This window comes from Stenotrophomonas sp. SAU14A_NAIMI4_8, from assembly GCF_003086695.1.
Classification (GTDB): domain Bacteria; phylum Pseudomonadota; class Gammaproteobacteria; order Xanthomonadales; family Xanthomonadaceae; genus Stenotrophomonas.
Genome location: NZ_CP025999.1, coordinates 1,559,730 through 1,575,827, shown reverse-complemented (window position 1 = coordinate 1,575,827; position 16,098 = coordinate 1,559,730). Strand labels below are relative to the sequence as shown.

The 16,098-nt window shown below is 68.6% G+C and carries 12 protein-coding genes and 1 pseudogene; 5 read left to right on the top strand and 8 right to left on the bottom strand.

Annotation, left to right across the window (positions count from 1 at the left end; translation table 11 throughout):
- Positions 1-101: 101 nt before the first annotated feature.
- The 6 genes and pseudogenes from C1930_RS07235 to C1930_RS07210 form a co-directional block, all read right to left on the bottom strand.
- Positions 102-1,643 carry an efflux transporter outer membrane subunit gene (locus tag C1930_RS07235; RefSeq protein WP_108771406.1) on the bottom strand — a complete coding sequence of 514 codons (1,542 nt, stop codon included), beginning with the start codon at positions 1,641-1,643 and terminating at the stop codon, positions 102-104.
- Positions 1,643-3,199, bottom strand: coding sequence for a DHA2 family efflux MFS transporter permease subunit (locus C1930_RS07230; RefSeq protein ID WP_108761661.1), 1,557 nt, complete (start codon positions 3,197-3,199; stop codon positions 1,643-1,645). Before C1930_RS07230 ends, C1930_RS07235 begins: the two co-directional genes overlap by 1 nt.
- Positions 3,196-4,296, bottom strand: a pseudogene (locus C1930_RS07225) (HlyD family secretion protein); the annotation flags it as partial. The gene C1930_RS07230 and the pseudogene C1930_RS07225, both read right to left, overlap by 4 nt.
- Before the next feature lie 502 nt (positions 4,297-4,798).
- Positions 4,799-5,911: a polyamine ABC transporter substrate-binding protein gene (locus tag C1930_RS07220; protein ID WP_108761659.1), complete on the bottom strand. Its 1,113-nt coding sequence runs from the start codon at positions 5,909-5,911 to the stop codon at positions 4,799-4,801.
- A gap of 90 nt (positions 5,912-6,001) precedes the next feature.
- Entirely contained in the window at positions 6,002-7,399 is a 1,398-nt protein-coding gene (locus C1930_RS07215) for a glutamine synthetase family protein (protein ID WP_108752656.1), read from the bottom strand.
- Complete coding sequence (locus C1930_RS07210) at positions 7,396-8,157, bottom strand: gamma-glutamyl-gamma-aminobutyrate hydrolase family protein (RefSeq protein WP_108771404.1); 762 nt, start codon at positions 8,155-8,157, stop codon at positions 7,396-7,398. Before C1930_RS07210 ends, C1930_RS07215 begins: the two co-directional genes overlap by 4 nt.
- A 199-nt stretch (positions 8,158-8,356) precedes the next feature.
- Between C1930_RS07210 and C1930_RS07205 the strand changes: the two genes are divergently transcribed.
- Both C1930_RS07205 and C1930_RS07200 read left to right on the top strand, forming a co-directional pair.
- Entirely contained in the window at positions 8,357-9,595 is a 1,239-nt protein-coding gene (locus C1930_RS07205; RefSeq protein ID WP_234412773.1) for an FAD-binding oxidoreductase, read from the top strand.
- Positions 9,596-9,773: 178 nt separating this feature from the next.
- The gene (locus C1930_RS07200; RefSeq protein WP_234412743.1) at positions 9,774-11,354 is read left to right on the top strand and encodes an MASE1 domain-containing protein; all 1,581 of its coding nucleotides are present in this window, start codon (positions 9,774-9,776) and stop codon (positions 11,352-11,354) included.
- Positions 11,355-11,404: 50 nt separating this feature from the next.
- On the opposite strand, the gene C1930_RS07195 is transcribed toward C1930_RS07200, so the two are convergent.
- Positions 11,405-11,836 (bottom strand): hypothetical protein, encoded by a 432-nt coding sequence (locus C1930_RS07195; RefSeq protein WP_108749131.1) that lies wholly within the window; start codon positions 11,834-11,836, stop codon positions 11,405-11,407.
- A 285-nt stretch (positions 11,837-12,121) separates the two neighbouring features.
- On the opposite strand from C1930_RS07195, the gene C1930_RS07190 reads away from it, so the two are divergent.
- Together C1930_RS07190 and C1930_RS07185 are read left to right on the top strand one after the other, a co-directional pair.
- Complete coding sequence (locus C1930_RS07190; protein WP_108772554.1) at positions 12,122-13,465, top strand: diguanylate cyclase; 1,344 nt, start codon at positions 12,122-12,124, stop codon at positions 13,463-13,465.
- Between the two features lie 85 nt (positions 13,466-13,550).
- The gene (locus C1930_RS07185) at positions 13,551-14,012 is read left to right on the top strand and encodes a bacteriohemerythrin (protein ID WP_108755823.1); all 462 of its coding nucleotides are present in this window, start codon (positions 13,551-13,553) and stop codon (positions 14,010-14,012) included.
- A 6-nt stretch (positions 14,013-14,018) separates the two neighbouring features.
- On the opposite strand, the gene C1930_RS07180 is transcribed toward C1930_RS07185, so the two are convergent.
- A complete protein-coding gene (locus C1930_RS07180; RefSeq protein WP_108755822.1) occupies positions 14,019-15,299 on the bottom strand; it encodes an MFS transporter in 1,281 nt (426 codons plus the stop codon).
- 130 nt (positions 15,300-15,429) lie between these two features.
- On the opposite strand from C1930_RS07180, the gene C1930_RS07175 reads away from it, so the two are divergent.
- On the top strand, positions 15,430-16,086 hold the full coding sequence (locus C1930_RS07175; protein WP_108755821.1) for a hypothetical protein: 657 nt from the start codon (positions 15,430-15,432) through the stop codon (positions 16,084-16,086).
- Positions 16,087-16,098: the final 12 nt, after the last annotated feature.

Below are 16,098 nucleotides of genomic sequence, written 5' to 3'. Positions count from 1 at the left end.
TTCTACCGGCCGGGGGGCGATGGCGGTATGACGGGGTGTGGCGGGCGGCGGGAGGCCCGCCGGGCAGCACGGTAGCGCCGGGCCATGCCCGGCGGACGGGGTCAACGCGCGGCCACCGGCGGCGCTTCCTGCCAGCCCAGACCCAGGCTCTTCTGCAGCGCCACGTAGCGCACCAGCAGCTGCAGGCGCGCCTGCGCCGCGCCGTCCTGGGCCTGCAGGCGCTGGCGCTGCACGTCCAGCAGGTCGATCTGCGAGGTCGCCCCGGCCTGGCGCCGCTGGGTCATCAGGGCCAGCGAGCGCTCGGCCGAGGCCTGCGCCCGTTCGCTGGCCTGCAGCTGCTCGCGCGCCGCGCCGAAACGGGCCAGCGCGGTGTTGGCGTCCTGCAGGGCCGCCAGCACGCTGCTTTCGTAGGCTGCCAGGCGCGCCTGGTTGCCGGCGCGGGCCTGCGCCACCCGAGCCTTGTTCACCCCGAAATCGAACAGCGACCAGCGCAGGAACGGGGCGACGATGGTGGCCGCCGAATCCCGCCCCAGGTCCGATGCCGAGGTCGCGCCGGCACCGATGGTGCCCAGCAGGGTCACCTGCGGGAAATAGGCGGATAGCGCCTGGCCGATCTGCGCGGACGAGGCGGCCAGCTCGCGCTCGGCCTTGCGCACGTCGGGCCGGCGCTGGATCAGCGCCCCCGCGTCATCCACCGGCACGTTGGCGGGCAGGCGTGGCAGCGGCTGGTCGACGGCCAGACGCGCATCCAGCGCGCCGGGCTCCCGGCCTACCATCAGCGCCAGCACATCGCGTGCTTCATCGGCCTGGGCGCGCAGCGGCGGCAGCGCGGCCTGCTGCTGTTGCAGCTGCGCCTGCGCGCGCTCGACCTGCAGGTCCGAATCGGCGCCGCGCTGGCGGCGTTGCCGGGTCAGCTGCAGGCTCTGCTCGGCCGCACGCAGGTTGTCTTCGGCCAGGGCAATGCGTTCGCGGCTGCTGCGGAAGCCCAGGTAGACCTGGGCCAGCTCGGCAGCCAGCTGCACCTGCGCGTCGGCCAGCGAGGCGGCATTGGCCTCGGCCTCGGCGGCGGCCTGTTCGGCCGCACGGCGGCGGCGCCCGAACAGGTCCAGTTCCCAGCTGGCATCGAAGCCAGCCACGTACAGTTCGGTGTCCAGATCGAGATCGGCAAACTGCTGGCGCAGCTGCGCGGCTTCCTGTGGGCGGCCGTTGGCTTCTGCCACGCCGGCGATGTTCTCGCCCAGCCCGCGCACGCTGTTTTCCAGCGAATCCGGCGCCTTGATGTTGGCGTAGCCGGCGGCGGCGCCGACCGATGGCAGCTGTTCGGCACGGCGCTGCCGCTGCAGCGCGCGCGAGGCCAGCAGCTTGGCCTGCGCGGCACGCAGGTCGGGGCTGTTGCGCAGCGCCTCCTTCACCAGCTGGTCCAGCAGCGGATCATTCAGCGCGCGCCACCATTGGCTGGGGGGCGTAGCCGGCTGCACGCCGGCCTGTGCGGCGCGGTGCAGCTGTGCCTGCGCGGTGGCGTTGCCGGCCAGCTCCGGCTTCACGTAATCGGGCCCCAGCATGCAGCCGGCCAGCAGCAGCGGCAGCAGGGCCAGGCACAGGTGTCGCAGGTGGAAACGAACGGGCAAGGAAGTCGAAGTCATCAGTGCATGGCCAGTGGAACGCCCTTGGGCAGGGGTTTGAGCAGGAACACCAGGGGAAAGGTGAGCACCACGATCAGGCCGAAGATCCAGAACAGATCGTTGTAGGCCATCACCATCGCCTGCATCTGCACGGTCTGCGCCAGCACGGCCACGGCCTGGCCGGCATCGCCCAGCTGCTGGCCGTAGGCGTGCAGCGCGTCCTGGGCCACGGTGGAATTGGCGGTGACGCTGCTGCCGATGGCATCCACATGCAGGGTGGTACGGCGCTCCTGGAAGGTGGAAATGATCGCCAGGCCGATCGAGCCGCCCAGGTTGCGCGCGGCGTTGAACAGGCCCGAGGCATCGCTGGTGTATTCGCGCGGCACCGAAGTGATGGCGGCCTGGTTCAGCGCCATCATCGCCAGCGCCAGCCCGCAGCCCTGCAGCAGCTGGCCGACCACGAAGTGCGGGCCGATGCTGTCCGGGCTCAGGCCCAGGTTGACGAAACACGCCGCTGCAAAGCACAGCATGCCGCCGAACACCATGATGCGCACATCCACCGTTTCCAGCATCTTCGGCATCAACGGCATCAGCAGGATGGTCGGCAGGCCGGCCAGCAGCAGCACGTAGCCGGCCTGTTCGGTGTTGTAGCCGGCGATGATCGCCAGGAACTGCGGGATCATGTACATCACCCCGAACAGGATCATGCCGACCGCCATCACCATCACAAACACGGCGCCGAAGCTGCGCTGAAAGAGGATGTTGAGGCGGATGACCGGCGTCTTGCTGGTGAACTGCGAAACCGCCAGCAGGGCAAAGCCGAGCAGCGAGACGATGCTGAGCACCACGATCAGGGTGGATTCGAACCAGCGCTCGCGCTGGCCATCTTCCAGCACCACGGTCAGCGCGGACAGGCCAGCGGTCATGCCCAGGATGCCCAGCCAATCGGCGCGCAGCAGGCCACCCCAGTCCGATTTTTCGTGCGGCAGGCCGAGCAGCAGCAGCGCGACCAGTCCGGCACAGATCGGCACGTTGATGAAGAACGCGTAGTGCCAGCTGACGTTCTCGGTCAGCCAGCCGCCCAGCAGCGGCCCGATCACCGGGCCGAGGATGACGGTCATGCCGAACAGCGCAGTGCCCAGCGGCTGCTGCTTCGGCGGCAGACGGGTACCGACGATGGTCAGCGCGGTGGGAATCAGTGCGCCACCGGCGAAGCCCTGCCCTACGCGTCCGGCAATCATCATCGGCAGTGAATCGGCCAGACCGCACATCACCGAAAACGCGGTGAACAGCGTGGCGCAGATCAGCAGGAAGGTACGCAGGCCGAGCGTGCGCACGAACCAGCCGGTGAGCGGAATCATCACGATTTCCGAGACCAGGAAGGCGGTGGAGATCCAGGTGCCTTCGGTGCCGCTGGCGCCGACCTCGCCCTGGATGGTGGGCAGTGCGGCGTTGACGATGGAGATATCCAGCGTAGCCATGAACGAGCCGATGGTGCCGGCAGCCACGGCCAGCCACGCTGCGGCATCGGCCTTGCCTTCCGCAGCGGGTGCGGCGGGTGCGGTTGCAGCGTTCATCGGGCGCGGCGTGCCTCGGCTTCGTCGCGGCTGCGATCGGCGTCGTCCTTCGCGCTGCGGGTGTCCACGGTCACCTCCACCGACATGCCCGGCACCAGCACCTTGCGCGCCTCGGCACCGGCATCCACGCGGATGCGCACCGGCACGCGCTGCACGACCTTGGTGAAGTTGCCCGTGGCGTTCTGCGGTGGCAGCAGCGCGAACTGCGAACCGGTGCCTGGCGAGATGCTTTCCACCGTGCCCTTCAGGGTGGTGCCCGGCAGCGCATCGACCTTGATCTCGGCCGGTTGCCCGGCACGCATCAGGCCCACCTGGGTTTCCTTGAAGTTGGCGCTGAGGTACAGCGCGGCCACCGGCACTACGGTCATGGTGCGGGTACCGGCGGCCACGAACTGGCCCACCTGCACGGTCTTGTTGCCGACGCGGCCGTCGATGCGCGCGCGCAGTTCGGTGTCTTCGAAGGCCACGCGGGCCTGGGCGGCGTCGGCCTGGGCCTGCTTCAGCCCTGCCTCGGCCTGTTCGCGCTGGGCCTGGCTGGCTTCGATCTGGCTCTGTGCGCCGGCAATCTGCGCCTTGGCCGCATCGTGCTGCGCCTGTGCGCGTTCCAGGTCGTGGCGCAGGCTTTCCACGTGTTCATGGGTGTCGGCGCCGCTGGCAGCCAGCGGTGTGAAGCGGGCCAGTTCGGCGCGGGCGAAGCGCAGCGAGGCGCTGGCGGCCACCAGTTGCGTGCGTGCCTGCAGCAGGCTGGACTGCTGGCCCTGCACGCCGGCGGTGGCGGCGGCGATATCGGCTTCACGCACGGCGATCACGGCTTCGGCCTGGTCCAGGGTGGCGCGGTAGGTGCGCGGGTCGATGCGCAGCAGCGGTTGCCCGGCCTTCACCCATTGGTTGTCCTGCACCAGGACGTCGGTGACGTAGCCGTTGATGCGCGGGGCGACGGCGACGGCGTCGGCCTGCAGGTAGGCGTTGTTGGTGTCCTGCAGGTAGCGGCCTACGCGCAGGTGGTAGACCAGCCAGATGATCAGTGCGATGGCGACCACGATGCCGATGATCGCCAGGGTCCAGCGGACCTTGGGATTCTTCAGGGGCGAGGGTTTGTCCTCGCTGGCCGAGGGGGGTTGGTCGGTGGGAGCGTCGTCGCGCTGGGGCTGGTCGGTCATCGTCTCGTCATGGCGGTGGTCAGTGCCATACGGGACGGTAGGGGAAGGAGTGCGGAGGTGAGGTGAAAGCGTTTGTCGCTCTGCGGGCTGCTTGATCCGTGCGGCAGGGAGGCCGGGTGGGGCGGCAGGACACGCCGTAAACCCGTCCATGGGGGCTCGTAGGCGCCTTGCTCGCGTGCGCTGTCCTGCGCACGCGGCAAGACCGGGGTTGGGCGTCCTGCCCAACCCGCCGGGCGCATGCGCCCGGCCCATGGCGCCTGCGGTCCTGCCGCCCCACCCGGCCTCCCTGCCCTCCAGTTCCCGCCGGCGGACAGGAGGTCAACGGCAGAGCAGAATCAAGAGCAAAAAAAGGGAGGCCCTTGGCCTCCCTTTTTCTTTTCTGGTGGGGGCCGACCGTTGGTCGGCCCTCCTGGAAAGCGTGCCGACCAACGGTCGGTATTTACTTGCCGGTCTTCACTTCGGTCCACAGGCGGGTGTAGAGCTTGTCGGTTTCCGGGGTGTTGATCGAGTAGGTGAACATCTTCGCGGCGACGTCGGCCGGGGGGTAGATGGTCGGGTCGGTGCGGATCGCTTCGTCCACCAGCGGGGTGGCGGCGGTCACCGGGTTGGCGTAGTGGATGAAGTTGGTGTTGGCTGCGGCGACCTTCGGTTCCAGCAGGTAGTTGATGAAGGCGTAGGCGGCTTCGGGGTGCTTGGCGTCCTTGGGGATGGCCAGCATGTCGAACCACTGCGGGGCGCCTTCCTTGGGGATCGAATAGGCCACGTGCACGCCGTTGCTGGCTTCTTCGGCGCGGTCGCGGGCCTGGATGATGTCACCCGACCAGCCCACCACCAGGCAGGTGCCGCCGTTGGCCAGCGAGCCGACGTACTGCGAGGAGTGGAAGTTCTGCACGTACGGGCGGATCGACTTCAGCAGGTCGGCGGCCTTCTGCAGTTCGGCCGGGTCGCCGCTGTGCGGGTCCAGGCCCAGGTAATGCAGGGCGATCGGGATCATGTCGGCCGGCGTGTCCAGGATGGTCACGCCGCAGTCCTTCATCTTCGCGATGTTTTCCGGCTTGAAGATGAGGTCCCAGCTGTTGGCGATGTCGGCGCTGCCGCCGAAGCGCTCCTTCAGCATGTCCACGTTGTAGCCGATGCCGGTGGTGCCGATCATGTACGGCACGCCGTACTTGTTGTCCGGGTCCTGGGTGGCGATGCGCTGCATCACCGACGGGTCCAGGTTGGCCAGGTTCGGGATCTTGCTCTTGTCCAGCGGCAGGAACACGCCGGCCTGGATCTGGCGGCCGAAGAAGTTCAGCGTGGGCACCACTACGTCGTAGCCGCTGTTGCCGGCCAGCAGCTTGGTTTCGACCATCTCGTCGCTGTCGAACACATCGTAGGTGACCTTGGTCCCGCTCTCCTTCTCGAAGTTCGGGATGGTGTCTTCGGCGATGTAGTCGCTGTAGTTGTAGACGTTCAGGACCTTGCTGTCCTGCGCGCCACCGTTGCCACCGCCGCCACAGGCGGCGAGCAAGGCGGAGGCCAGGCCGAGCGTGAGGATACGCAGCTTCATCGGGTGCTCCAGAATGCGGGTGGGGGGCCGGCCGGGCCGGCGACGGGTGCCAGCCTACCCCCCGGCGGCTCATTCATCAATTACGGGTCTTCACACGTTCAACAGCAGGAACTCGCGCTCCCACGAACTGATCACCCGGAAAAAGGTCTCGTATTCCTTGCGCTTGACCGAGATGTAGGCGCGGCAGAAGCGCTCGCCCAGCAGGGCCTGCAGCTCGCTGCACTGTTCCAGCCCGTCCAGCGCTTCGCCCAGCGAGCGCGGCAGGTTGTAGCCCAGCTCCTTGGCGCTGCCGGTCACCGGCGCGTCCGGGGCCAGCCGCTCGCGGATACCGAGCAGGCCGCAGGCCAGGGTCGCGGCCATCGCCAGGTAGGGGTTGGCATCGGAGCCGGCGAAGCGGCTTTCCACCCGCATGTTTTCCGGCGTGTCCAGCGGCACGCGCAGGCCGCAGGTGCGGTTGTCGTAGCCCCAGTGCACGTTGCTGGGCGAGACTTCGCCGAACACCAGGCGACGGTAGGAATTGACGTTGGGGGCGAAGAAGGCCATCGCCTGCGGCACGTATTTCTGCAGGCCGCCCAGGTAGTGGCCGAATACCGGGCTGAACTCACCTTCGGCGTGGGTTTCGCCGGCGAACACATTGCTGCCGTCGCTCACCCGCACCAGGCTCTGGTGGATGTGCATCGCACTGCCCGGTTCGTTTTCCATCGGCTTGGCCAGGAAGGTGGCGTACACGCCGTGGCGCATGGCCGCCTCGCGCATGGTGCGCTTGAACAGGAATACCTGGTCGGCCAGATCCATCGCATCGGCATGGGTGAAGTTGACCTCCAGCTGCGCCGCGCCGGATTCGTGAATCAAGGTGTCCACGTCCAGCTTCATGGCATCGGCGTAGTCGTACATCAGGTCGAGGATGGGATCGAATTCGTTCACCGCATCGATCGAGTACGACTGCCGCGCCGTTTCCGGGCGCCCGGAGCGGCCGGCCGGCGGCAGCAGCGGGAAGTCCGGGTCGGTGTTCTTCTGCACCAGGAAGAATTCCAGTTCCGGGGCCACCACCGGGCGCAGGCCCAGTTCGGCATAGGCGGCCAGCACGCGGCGCAGTACGTTGCGCGGGGCCAGTTCGTGCGGCTCGCCGCTCTTGGTGTAGCAGTCATGGATGACCTGCGCGGTGGCATCGGCCGCCCACGGCACCATGCGCACCGTGTCCGGGTCGGGGCGCAGCATCATGTCCGAGTCCGACGGCGAGGTCAGGTCGTAGTAATCATCGGGAAATTCGCCGGTGACCGTGGTGGCGAAGATGCCCTCGGGCAGGCGCGTGCCGTAGTCGTGCGAGAACTTGTCGGCCGGAATGATCTTGCCGCGCGCGTTGCCGGTGATGTCCGGCACCAGGCATTCCACTTCGGTGATGCGCCGTTCCTTCAGCCAGCGCAGCAGGCTGCTTTCCTGCGGCTCGGGGGGCGTGGCCGTCTTGCGCGGGCGCGGTCGGGAACTCATCGGGCATCCAGTCGTTTCTGTTGGTACTGACGGCAAGCTTGGCCGAAAGCACGGAAAATAGCGTGATAGAACGGCGTCTGCGTGACACGCCACTCCGGGTGCCACTGTACGCCCAGCACGAAGCGGTGGTGGCCACTGCGTGCGGCTTCCACCAGACCATCGCCGGCGGTGGCCTCGACCTGCAGCGCCGGTGCCAACCGCGCAATGCCCTGCCCGTGCACCGAATTGACCTGCGCCGTGTCGCCGCCGTGCCACTGTGAAAGCCAGCCGCCGGCGACCAGTTGCACGCTGTGCGCTGGCCCGTACTGCACCTCGACCGCGGCCTGCGGATCTTCGCGATGGTCGGCCAGGCCCGGCACGGCATGTACCTGCGGGTGCAGGCTGCCGCCCAGGCTGACATTCAGTTCCTGGAAGCCGCGGCAGACCGCCAGCACCGGCAGGTCCTGCGCAAGGGCGGCCTGCAGCAGCGCGAACGCGTTGACATCGCGCGCCGGGTCATGCGGGTTTCCCGGCCAGGTACGCCCGCCTTCGTAGTGCTGCGGCTCGATGTTGCTGACCGCCCCGGTCAGCAGCAGCCCATCCAGATCCTGCAGCCAGTCTGCGGCAGGCAACGGCGGTTGCAGGCTGGGCAGCAGCCACGGCGTCACCTCGGCGGCGTCCACCAGCGCGCGGACGTATTTTTCGCCGGCCACCGCGAAACGATGGTGGCCCATGACGGTGCTGTCGGTGGGCAGGCCCACCGCGGGCAGGCGGCGCATGCAGGACTCCTTGGCGTGCCTGCACGGTACCTGCGCCGCGACCACGGCGGCAAGCCGCCGCCATCACGTCCACGGGCACGCCGCTGGGCGAAACTACGCGGGTGAACAGCGCCTCCCCTGCCCCGTCCGAACCGCCCACCGCACGCCTGCGAGGAACGCTGTGAGCGCGGCCTTCCCGCCCAGCTGGTATGCGGCCAGCCTGCCCGAGCCGTCGCCACTGCCGCCCCTGCAGGGCCAGGTACGGGCCGACGTGGCGGTGCTGGGCGCCGGCTACACCGGCCTGACCGCCGCGCTGGAGCTGGCCGCGCGCGGCTACCGGGTGGTGGTGCTGGAAGCGCAGCGGATCGGCTGGGGGGCGTCGGGCCGCAACGGCGGCCAGGCGCTGGTGGGCTACGGCTGCGAAGTGGACACGCTGGAGCGCGAGGTCGGCCGCGCCGACGCCCGCCTGCTGTTCGACTGGTCGCGCGAGGCCGTGCAGGCGATGCGCCGGCGCATCGATCGCCATGCCATCGATTGCCACTGGGTGGAAGGCCACGCCAGCGTGGCCATCCGCGCCCGCCACGAACGCGACCTGCAGGGACACTGCGAACACCTGCAGCGCCACTACGACTACCCCATGCAATGGTGGGACCGCCCCACCCTTGCCGCCCAGTTGGACAGTCCGCGCTACCGCGCGGCCATGTTCGACCCACTCAGTGCCCACCTGCACCCGCTGGCCTATGCGCGCGGGCTGGCCGACGCGGCGCGTGCGGCCGGGGTGGTCATCCACGAACGCTCACCGGTGGTGCGGCTGCAGCGCGGTTCGGCGCCGGCCCTGCACACGGCCGCCGGCAGCGTGCACGCCCGCCATCTGGTGGTGGCGGGAAACGCGCTGCTGCAGGGCCTGCTGCCCGACCTGGAGCGCCGCATCATGCCGGTCGGCACCTACGTGGGCGCCAGCGCACCGCTGGGCGCCGAACGCGCGCGCGCATTGATCGCCAACAACATGGCGGTGGCAGACACCGCCTGGGCGCTGGACTACTTCCGCCTCAGCCACGACCACCGCCTGCTGTTCGGCGGCCGCGCCAGCTATTCGGCGCTGCCGCCGCCGGGCCTGCGCGGGGTGATGCAGCGGCGCATGCACCAGGTCTTCCCGCAGCTGGCCGATGTTGGCCTGGAACAGGTCTGGGGCGGCTTGGTGGACATCACCCGCAACCGCGCCCCGCACTGGGGCCGGCTGGACCCGAACCTGTACTTCGCGCAGGGCTTTTCCGGCCACGGCGTGGCCGCGGCCGGGCTGGCCGGCGAGGTGATCGCCGCGGCGATCGCCGGCCAGAGCGAACGCCTGGACGTCTATCAGCGCCTGCGCCATGCCCCCTTCCCGGGCGGGCGCCTGCTGCGGACCCCGCTGCTGGTGGCGGCCATGTCCTGGTACAAGCTGCGGGATGCGTTGTGGTAATCGCCTGATGTGAAAGTGTGAACCCGGTCAGCATCGGCGGCCCGCAGTGGCCACCGGCCGCCGCGGCACGCCGGTTGCAGGCAATTGCAAGCATCCGCGTCAGCCGATACTGTCGCGGACTGGGGCCAGGTGCGATGCCTGGGTGGCGCTTACGCGCAGCAGCAAGGGAGGCTTGCGATTGAACTGGTGGACGAATGGAATTCGCCTGGATGTGCGTATCCGGCCGGCGGGGCTTGCTCTGGCGGCGCTGTATGCGCTTGCCTGCTGGGCCACCCGGCAGATTTCGCTGGACCAGTTCTACCTGCCGGCCGGCATCCGCGTGGCCGCGCTGCTGCTGTGCCCGCCCCGGCTGTGGGGCTATCTGATCCTGGGCGAGTACGCCTACTTCGCGCAGATGCGCTACCCCATGGTCGACCGCTATGGCCTGCCGTGGGTGGTGCTGGCATCGGCCTGCCTGATACCGGCAGTCGCCCTGGTGGTGGGCCTGCACCGTCGTCGCCTGGCCACGGCCGGTGAAGGCTGGGTGCTGTCCATTGCCGCGTGGGCCGCGCTGGCTACCGCGGTACTGAAGCTGGGCCTGGCCCATCTGCTGTGGCCCACCCCGCCGTCCGATCCGGTGCTGGGCACCGCCGTACGCTACGTGCTGGGCGACTACATCGCCATCATCACCGTGGTACCGCTGGCCCTGCTGTGGTCGCAGCGCAGTGCGGGCCATGACTGGTCCAGCTGGCGGCAGTGGCCGACGCTGGCGTCGCTGGCGGCCCTGCTGCTGCTGGGTGGCGCGGCGATCTGGGCCGGCGCCAGTTCCGACCCGGCCAAGACCAGCCTGCAGCTGCTGATGGCCCTGCCTGCGGTGGCCCTGACCTGCATGCACGGCTGGCGTGGCGCAGCGGTGGCCGTGCCGCTGCTGAACATGCTGATCAGCGTGGGCACGCCCAGCAGTGGCCTGCCCGGCTCGTTCGACGAGCGCACCTTCATGACCGTGCAGATCGTGGCGGTGGCTGGTACCGCGCTGCTGGCACTGGGCTCGCGCATCAGCCAGCACTACCACCAGTACGCGCACCACGACCAGGCCGGCCGCCAGGCCGCCGACTTTTCCCGCAACGCGCACATCGCCAACGAAATGGACCTGCGCCAGCGTGCGTTGGCGCTGCGCCGGATTGCCGATGACATCGAAACGTCGCTGGGCGAGACCGCCGAACTGCTGAAGCTGCATGGCCACCACGAGCCCGCACGACAGCTGCTGGGCACCGCGACGAGCCATTCACGACAGTTCCGCGAGCTGACCAGCATGGTCTACCCCGCCGAGCTGGAGCAGCTGGGGCTGTACCTGGCCCTGCAGGCCAGCGGCATCCACCAGGCCTGGGACGCTACAGATCGGCTGGGCCGTCACCAGCTGCGGGGCGACCCCTGCCAGTTGAACCTGGGCCTGCAGCTGGCGACCTACCGCACCCTGGCCGAAGCCGTGTCGCTGCTGCTGAACGGCGAGCGTGGGCAGATCCAGGTGCGTGCACGCTGCGGCCGACGCGGCGCGCAGCGCGGCATCGTGGTGACGGTGGGTCTGCTGGACCGCCATCGCACGCTGTCGGAGGAAACCATGGCGTTGGCGCGGCGCCGCTTGAGCGCGCGGGCCATCGCCTACGGCGGTCGCGTGGACTGCCGTGGCAACCGCATCCGCATGCTGCTGCTGGATTCACCGGCGCAGGTGGAACAGGACGCTCCGCTGCGGGCGCGGCTGGCGCCGCACGGCCTGGGCTGAGCGCTGCAACGACCGGCCCCGCAAGCAGCAGGGCCGGTCATCCACGCTGCTTACTGGCCTTCGCCCGGCAGTTCCACCGACCAGATCGCATCGGCGCCCTTGCCGTAGACCACCAGCGAGAACTCGGCGCGGCGGTACACCACCTGGCGCGACGCGTTGGCCGGAATCACCAGGCGCTGCGAGGGCAGCGAGGTCTTCGCCGGTGACTTGCCCGCCGGCAGGGTCCAGAACACGTTGTCCAGCGTGCCGACGATCAGCTTCACCTGACCGGTCAGGTCATTCACCTGGAAATAGGTGATGCCATCGCGCTGGAACCCATAGACCTGCCAGGCCGGATCCTGGCTCAGGTTCAGTGCGGCGGGCAGCGCTTCGCCCAGACCACTCTTGGCCAGCTGGATACCATTGCCGTCGCTGGGGCAGCAGGCGGCTGCAGCAATCATCGGCGTGGACAGCAGCGCAGCCGCTGCAATTGCGATACGCATACGGGAAAAACGCACGGGCAACCCCCTTGTGGATTGAATGTTGATGGGCGGCCAGGCACTGCCGCGTTCGCCTGGCACAACCGGTGTGCATCGGCGCGGGCACCGGTGGTGCCCAGAAACTCCGAGGGCCCCCGGCCAGGACGGCCGGGTAGCGGCACCGAGCATACCGGTCCGCGGCCAGCGCAGCCATGTGCCGCCCCGACCTGCCCCTGACCGTCCGAGGCTAAAGTTTCGCCTGCAACGGCCGCTACCCCGGCCAAGCCCTCCCACGTGAGCCACCGCACCATGCCCGTCCTGCCGCAGGTCGTTGTCGATGGCGACCTGGCCGATCCCCTGCCGCAGCGGATCCTGCTGGTGGAAAATTCACGTGCGTTCACCGGCATGCTGCGCGAGGCGATCGAACAGCGCCTGGAGCTGCCTGTGGTGGTGGCATCCACCCTGGCCGAGGCCGGCCGCCTGCTGAGCGAGGAAGGCGGCTGGTTCCTGGTGCTGACCGGACTGGTGCTGGCCGATGGTGACCGCGATGCGGTGGTCGAGTTCTTCCTGAAGCGCGATCTGCCCACCGTGGTAGTCAGCGGCGTGTATGACGAAGACCTGCGCAAGCGCGTGCTGCAGCAGCAGATCATCGACTATGTGCTGAAGAACACGCCGGGCAGCATCGATTATCTGGTCTGGCTGGTACAGCGGCTGGAGCGCAACCGGCGCATCGCCGCGCTGGTGGTGGACGATTCGCCATCCGCACGGGGTTATGCAGCCGCGCTGCTGCGCATGTACGGCCATGAAGTGTACGAAGCGGCCGATGGCAGCGAAGGCCTGGCCGCCATCGAGGCCCATCCGGCCATCCGCCTGGCGGTGGTGGACCAGGAAATGCCGGGCATGCAGGGCGTGGAATTCACCCGCCGCCTGCGCACCCTGCGCTCGCGCGACAAGGTGGCGGTGATCGGCATTTCCGGCAACACCGACGCCTCGTTGATTCCGCGCTTCCTGAAGAACGGCGCCAACGATTTCCTGCGCAAGCCATTCTCGCGCGAAGAATTCTTCTGCCGCGTCTCGCAGAACGTGGACCAGCTGGAACTGATCGGCACGCTGCAGGATCTGGCCACCCGCGATTTCCTCACCGGCCTGCCCAACCGCCGCTGCTTCCTGGAACAGAGCCAGCGCCAGCTGCCGCAGCTGCAGTTGCATGGCCAGAGCGTGGCGGTGGCGATGATCGACATCGACCACTTCAAGCACATCAACGATACCTACGGCCACGAAGCCGGCGACGATGCCCTGCGCGCCGTCGCCCGCGCGGTGGGCGACCACGCGCGCAGCCAGGACCTGATCGCACGCTTTGGGGGCGAAGAATTCTGCCTGCTGGTGCCGGACATGGAACAGGACGAAGCGCTGCAGTACTTCGAGGAACTGCGCCAGCGCATCGCCGCGCTGGAAGTGGATATCGGTACCGCCACCCTGCGCATGACCGTCAGCATTGGCCTGTGCTGCCTGCAGCCGCAGCGCGATTCGCTGCACCGGCTGATTTCCGAAGCCGACCGCCAGCTGTACCTGGCCAAAGCCGGCGGCCGCAACCGGGTCAGCAGCACCACGGTGGCACCGCCACAGCGCGCGCGTGAGCCTGCTTTATCCTGACAGGCTTGCTTTGATCCAGATCAACGCCGCCCGCTGGGCGCGCGCCTACAGTCGCTCCCGACATCAGCATGAAGGGGGCGCACGGATGGCACTACTGCTCTGGCAGGACGATCTGAACACGGGCATCGATGTGATCGACCAGCAGCATCGTCGCATCGTGGAAATGCTCAACCACCTGCACGTGGCGCAGTCCAGCCTGCAGCGCGTGGCGGTAGCCGAGGTGATCGACGAGGTGGTGGACTACACCATGTCCCACTTCGCGTTCGAAGAGGAGTTGATGGAGGAAGCGGGTTACCCGTTCTGCGCGGCGCACAAGCGCGTGCATGAAATCTTCATCAAGCGCGTGGCCGAGTACCGGTTGCGCTTCCAGGCTGGCGAGGATGTCAGCGACGAGCTGCGCACCATGCTCTCGCGCTGGTTGTTCAACCACATCCGTGGCGACGACCAGGCCTATGCCGAGCAGGTGAAGGCGCACTTGAACCAGTTCGCCCGCGAGCACCAGAGCGGCGGTTGGCTGGGCCGCACGCTCAAGCGCATCTTCGGCTGACGGCCGTCAACGACCGCGCCGGTGCAGCGCCACCAGCGCGCACAGGGTGGCCACCGCGGTCAGGCACAGGTAGTAGCCCACTGCGACCAGGCCGAAACGTTCGGCCAGCCAGGTGGCCAGGTACGGTGCCGGCGCCGCGCCCAGGATGCCGGCCAGGTTGAACGACAGCGAGGCGCCGGTGTAGCGCACCTCCACCGGGTAGATCTCGGCCAGGAAGGTACCGCAGGGACCGTAGGTCAGGCCCATCAGGAACAGCCCCAGGCACAGGAAGGTGAGCACCAGCCACGGGCTGTGCGCCTGGAACAGCGGCGCGAACAACACACCGAAGCCCAGGATCAGCACGCTGGCGATGATCATCGTGCGGCGCGTGCCCCAGCGGTCGCCATAGCGCGCCGACAACGGGATGCCAATGGCGAAGAACAGCATGGCCACCATCTGCATCAGCAGGAACTGCTCGCGGCTGTAGCCCAGCACCGCGGTGCCGTGGCCCAGGCTGAACACCGTCATCAGGTAGAACAGCACGAAGGTGGCGAAGGCGCCCAGCGTGCCCAGCAGCATGGGCACGGCATGGTGGCGCAGCACGGTCCACATCGGCAGGCGCACCGGCGCCTTGCGATCCAGCGCCTTCTGGAAATCCGGCGTCTCGTGGATGTTCAACCGCACCCACAGCCCCAGGGTGACCAGCAGCGCGCTGGCCACGAACGGAATGCGCCAGCCCCACTGCAGGAAATCCTGCTGGCTGAGCCAGCGCCCGAGCAGCAGGAAGATGCCGGCCGACAACAGGAACCCCAGCGGCGCGCCCAGCTGCGGGAACATGCCGTACCAGGCGCGCTTGCCCGGCGGTGCGTTCTCGGTGGCCAGCAGCACCGCCCCGCCCCATTCGCCGCCCAGCCCCAGACCCTGGCCGAAACGGCACAGGGCCAGCAGTGCCGGCGCCCACAGCCCGATCTGCGCATGGGTCGGCAGCAGGCCGATTGCGACAGTGGACAGCCCCATGGTCAGCAGCGCCGCCACCAGCGTGGCCTTGCGACCGATGCGGTCGCCGAAGTGGCCGAACACCGCCGAGCCCACCGGCCGCGCGATGAAGGCCACCGCGAAGGTCGCCAGCGACTGCAGCAGGGCCGCCTGGTCGCTGCTTTCCGGGAAGAACAGGTGCGGGAACACCAGCACTGCCGCGGTGGCATAGATGTAGAAATCGAAGAATTCGATGGTGGTGCCGATCAGGCTGGCCAGCAGCACACGGCGGGGCGAATTCACGGGGGCTGCAGCAGTGGAGAGCGTGGACATCGGCGAGGCGTGGAAGGTGGATCGACCGATTCTGCCACGCGCGGACGGCCTGACGGGACGATGGTTTCAGCCGACACCAAGACAACGGAATTTTTCTGACCGGGCGTTACGCTGCGCCACCGGTTACTGCATGGATGCGCTGCCGATGGCCCCTGTTGTGGTGTTGCGCTGGTCCGATTCGCCACTGCTGCCGCGCGGCGTGGCCTGCCTGCTGGTGGTGCTGCTGCATGCGCTGCTCGGTGCCTGGCTGTGGCGCAGCGGCCGCATCGACCCGCCACCTGCCGATGAAGCACGCATCAGCCTGCGCTGGCTGCCAGCGGCGCCGGCATTGCCACCGCCCGTGCCGCTGCGCGCTGAACCTGCTGCCGCATCCACGGCGCGGCCAGCCAGGCCGCAGCGTTTGCCCTCCGCAGCGCCGCGCCCTGTCGACAGGGAGACTGATGGGGCGCCGACAATGGCACCGCTGTCGCTGGGCCTGCCAGCCGGCAGCATCGAGGGAGGTGATGGCATCACTGCGGCGGGCGTAGCGCCCAGGCTGCTGGGTCGCCGCGAAGTGCACGCGGCATTCGCCCCGCGCCGGAACTACTTCCACATGCGCCCACAGATGTCACCCGAGCAGATCGTGCAGGGCGTCGCGCAACTGCTGGGCTTGTGGCCGCCGGGCTACATGATCGATCCGTGCGAACTGGGGAAGCAGGACATGGCCTATTTCCAGGGCGCGGTGAAGGACGTGGACCGGCAGGCACTGCGTGACGCCGTGGCCGTGGTCAGCGCACGTTGCCGGTAGCGTCGAGCCTGC

What these genes read in the sequence shown, in the direction of transcription:
- C1930_RS07235 (WP_108771406.1), bottom strand. Translation starts at nt 1,643, where the DNA reads ATGACTTCGACTTCCTTGCCCGTTCGTTTCCACCTGCGACACCTGTGC.
- C1930_RS07230 (WP_108761661.1), bottom strand. Translation starts at nt 3,199, where the DNA reads ATGAACGCTGCAACCGCACCCGCCGCACCCGCTGCGGAAGGCAAGGCC.
- C1930_RS07220 (WP_108761659.1), bottom strand. Translation starts at nt 5,911, where the DNA reads ATGAAGCTGCGTATCCTCACGCTCGGCCTGGCCTCCGCCTTGCTCGCC.
- C1930_RS07215 (WP_108752656.1), bottom strand. Translation starts at nt 7,399, where the DNA reads ATGAGTTCCCGACCGCGCCCGCGCAAGACGGCCACGCCCCCCGAGCCG.
- C1930_RS07210 (WP_108771404.1), bottom strand. Translation starts at nt 8,157, where the DNA reads ATGCGCCGCCTGCCCGCGGTGGGCCTGCCCACCGACAGCACCGTCATG.
- C1930_RS07195 (WP_108749131.1), bottom strand. Translation starts at nt 11,836, where the DNA reads ATGCGTATCGCAATTGCAGCGGCTGCGCTGCTGTCCACGCCGATGATT.
- C1930_RS07190 (WP_108772554.1), top strand. Translation starts at nt 12,122, where the DNA reads ATGCCCGTCCTGCCGCAGGTCGTTGTCGATGGCGACCTGGCCGATCCC.
- C1930_RS07185 (WP_108755823.1), top strand. Translation starts at nt 13,551, where the DNA reads ATGGCACTACTGCTCTGGCAGGACGATCTGAACACGGGCATCGATGTG.
- C1930_RS07180 (WP_108755822.1), bottom strand. Translation starts at nt 15,299, where the DNA reads ATGTCCACGCTCTCCACTGCTGCAGCCCCCGTGAATTCGCCCCGCCGT.
- C1930_RS07175 (WP_108755821.1), top strand. Translation starts at nt 15,430, where the DNA reads ATGGATGCGCTGCCGATGGCCCCTGTTGTGGTGTTGCGCTGGTCCGAT.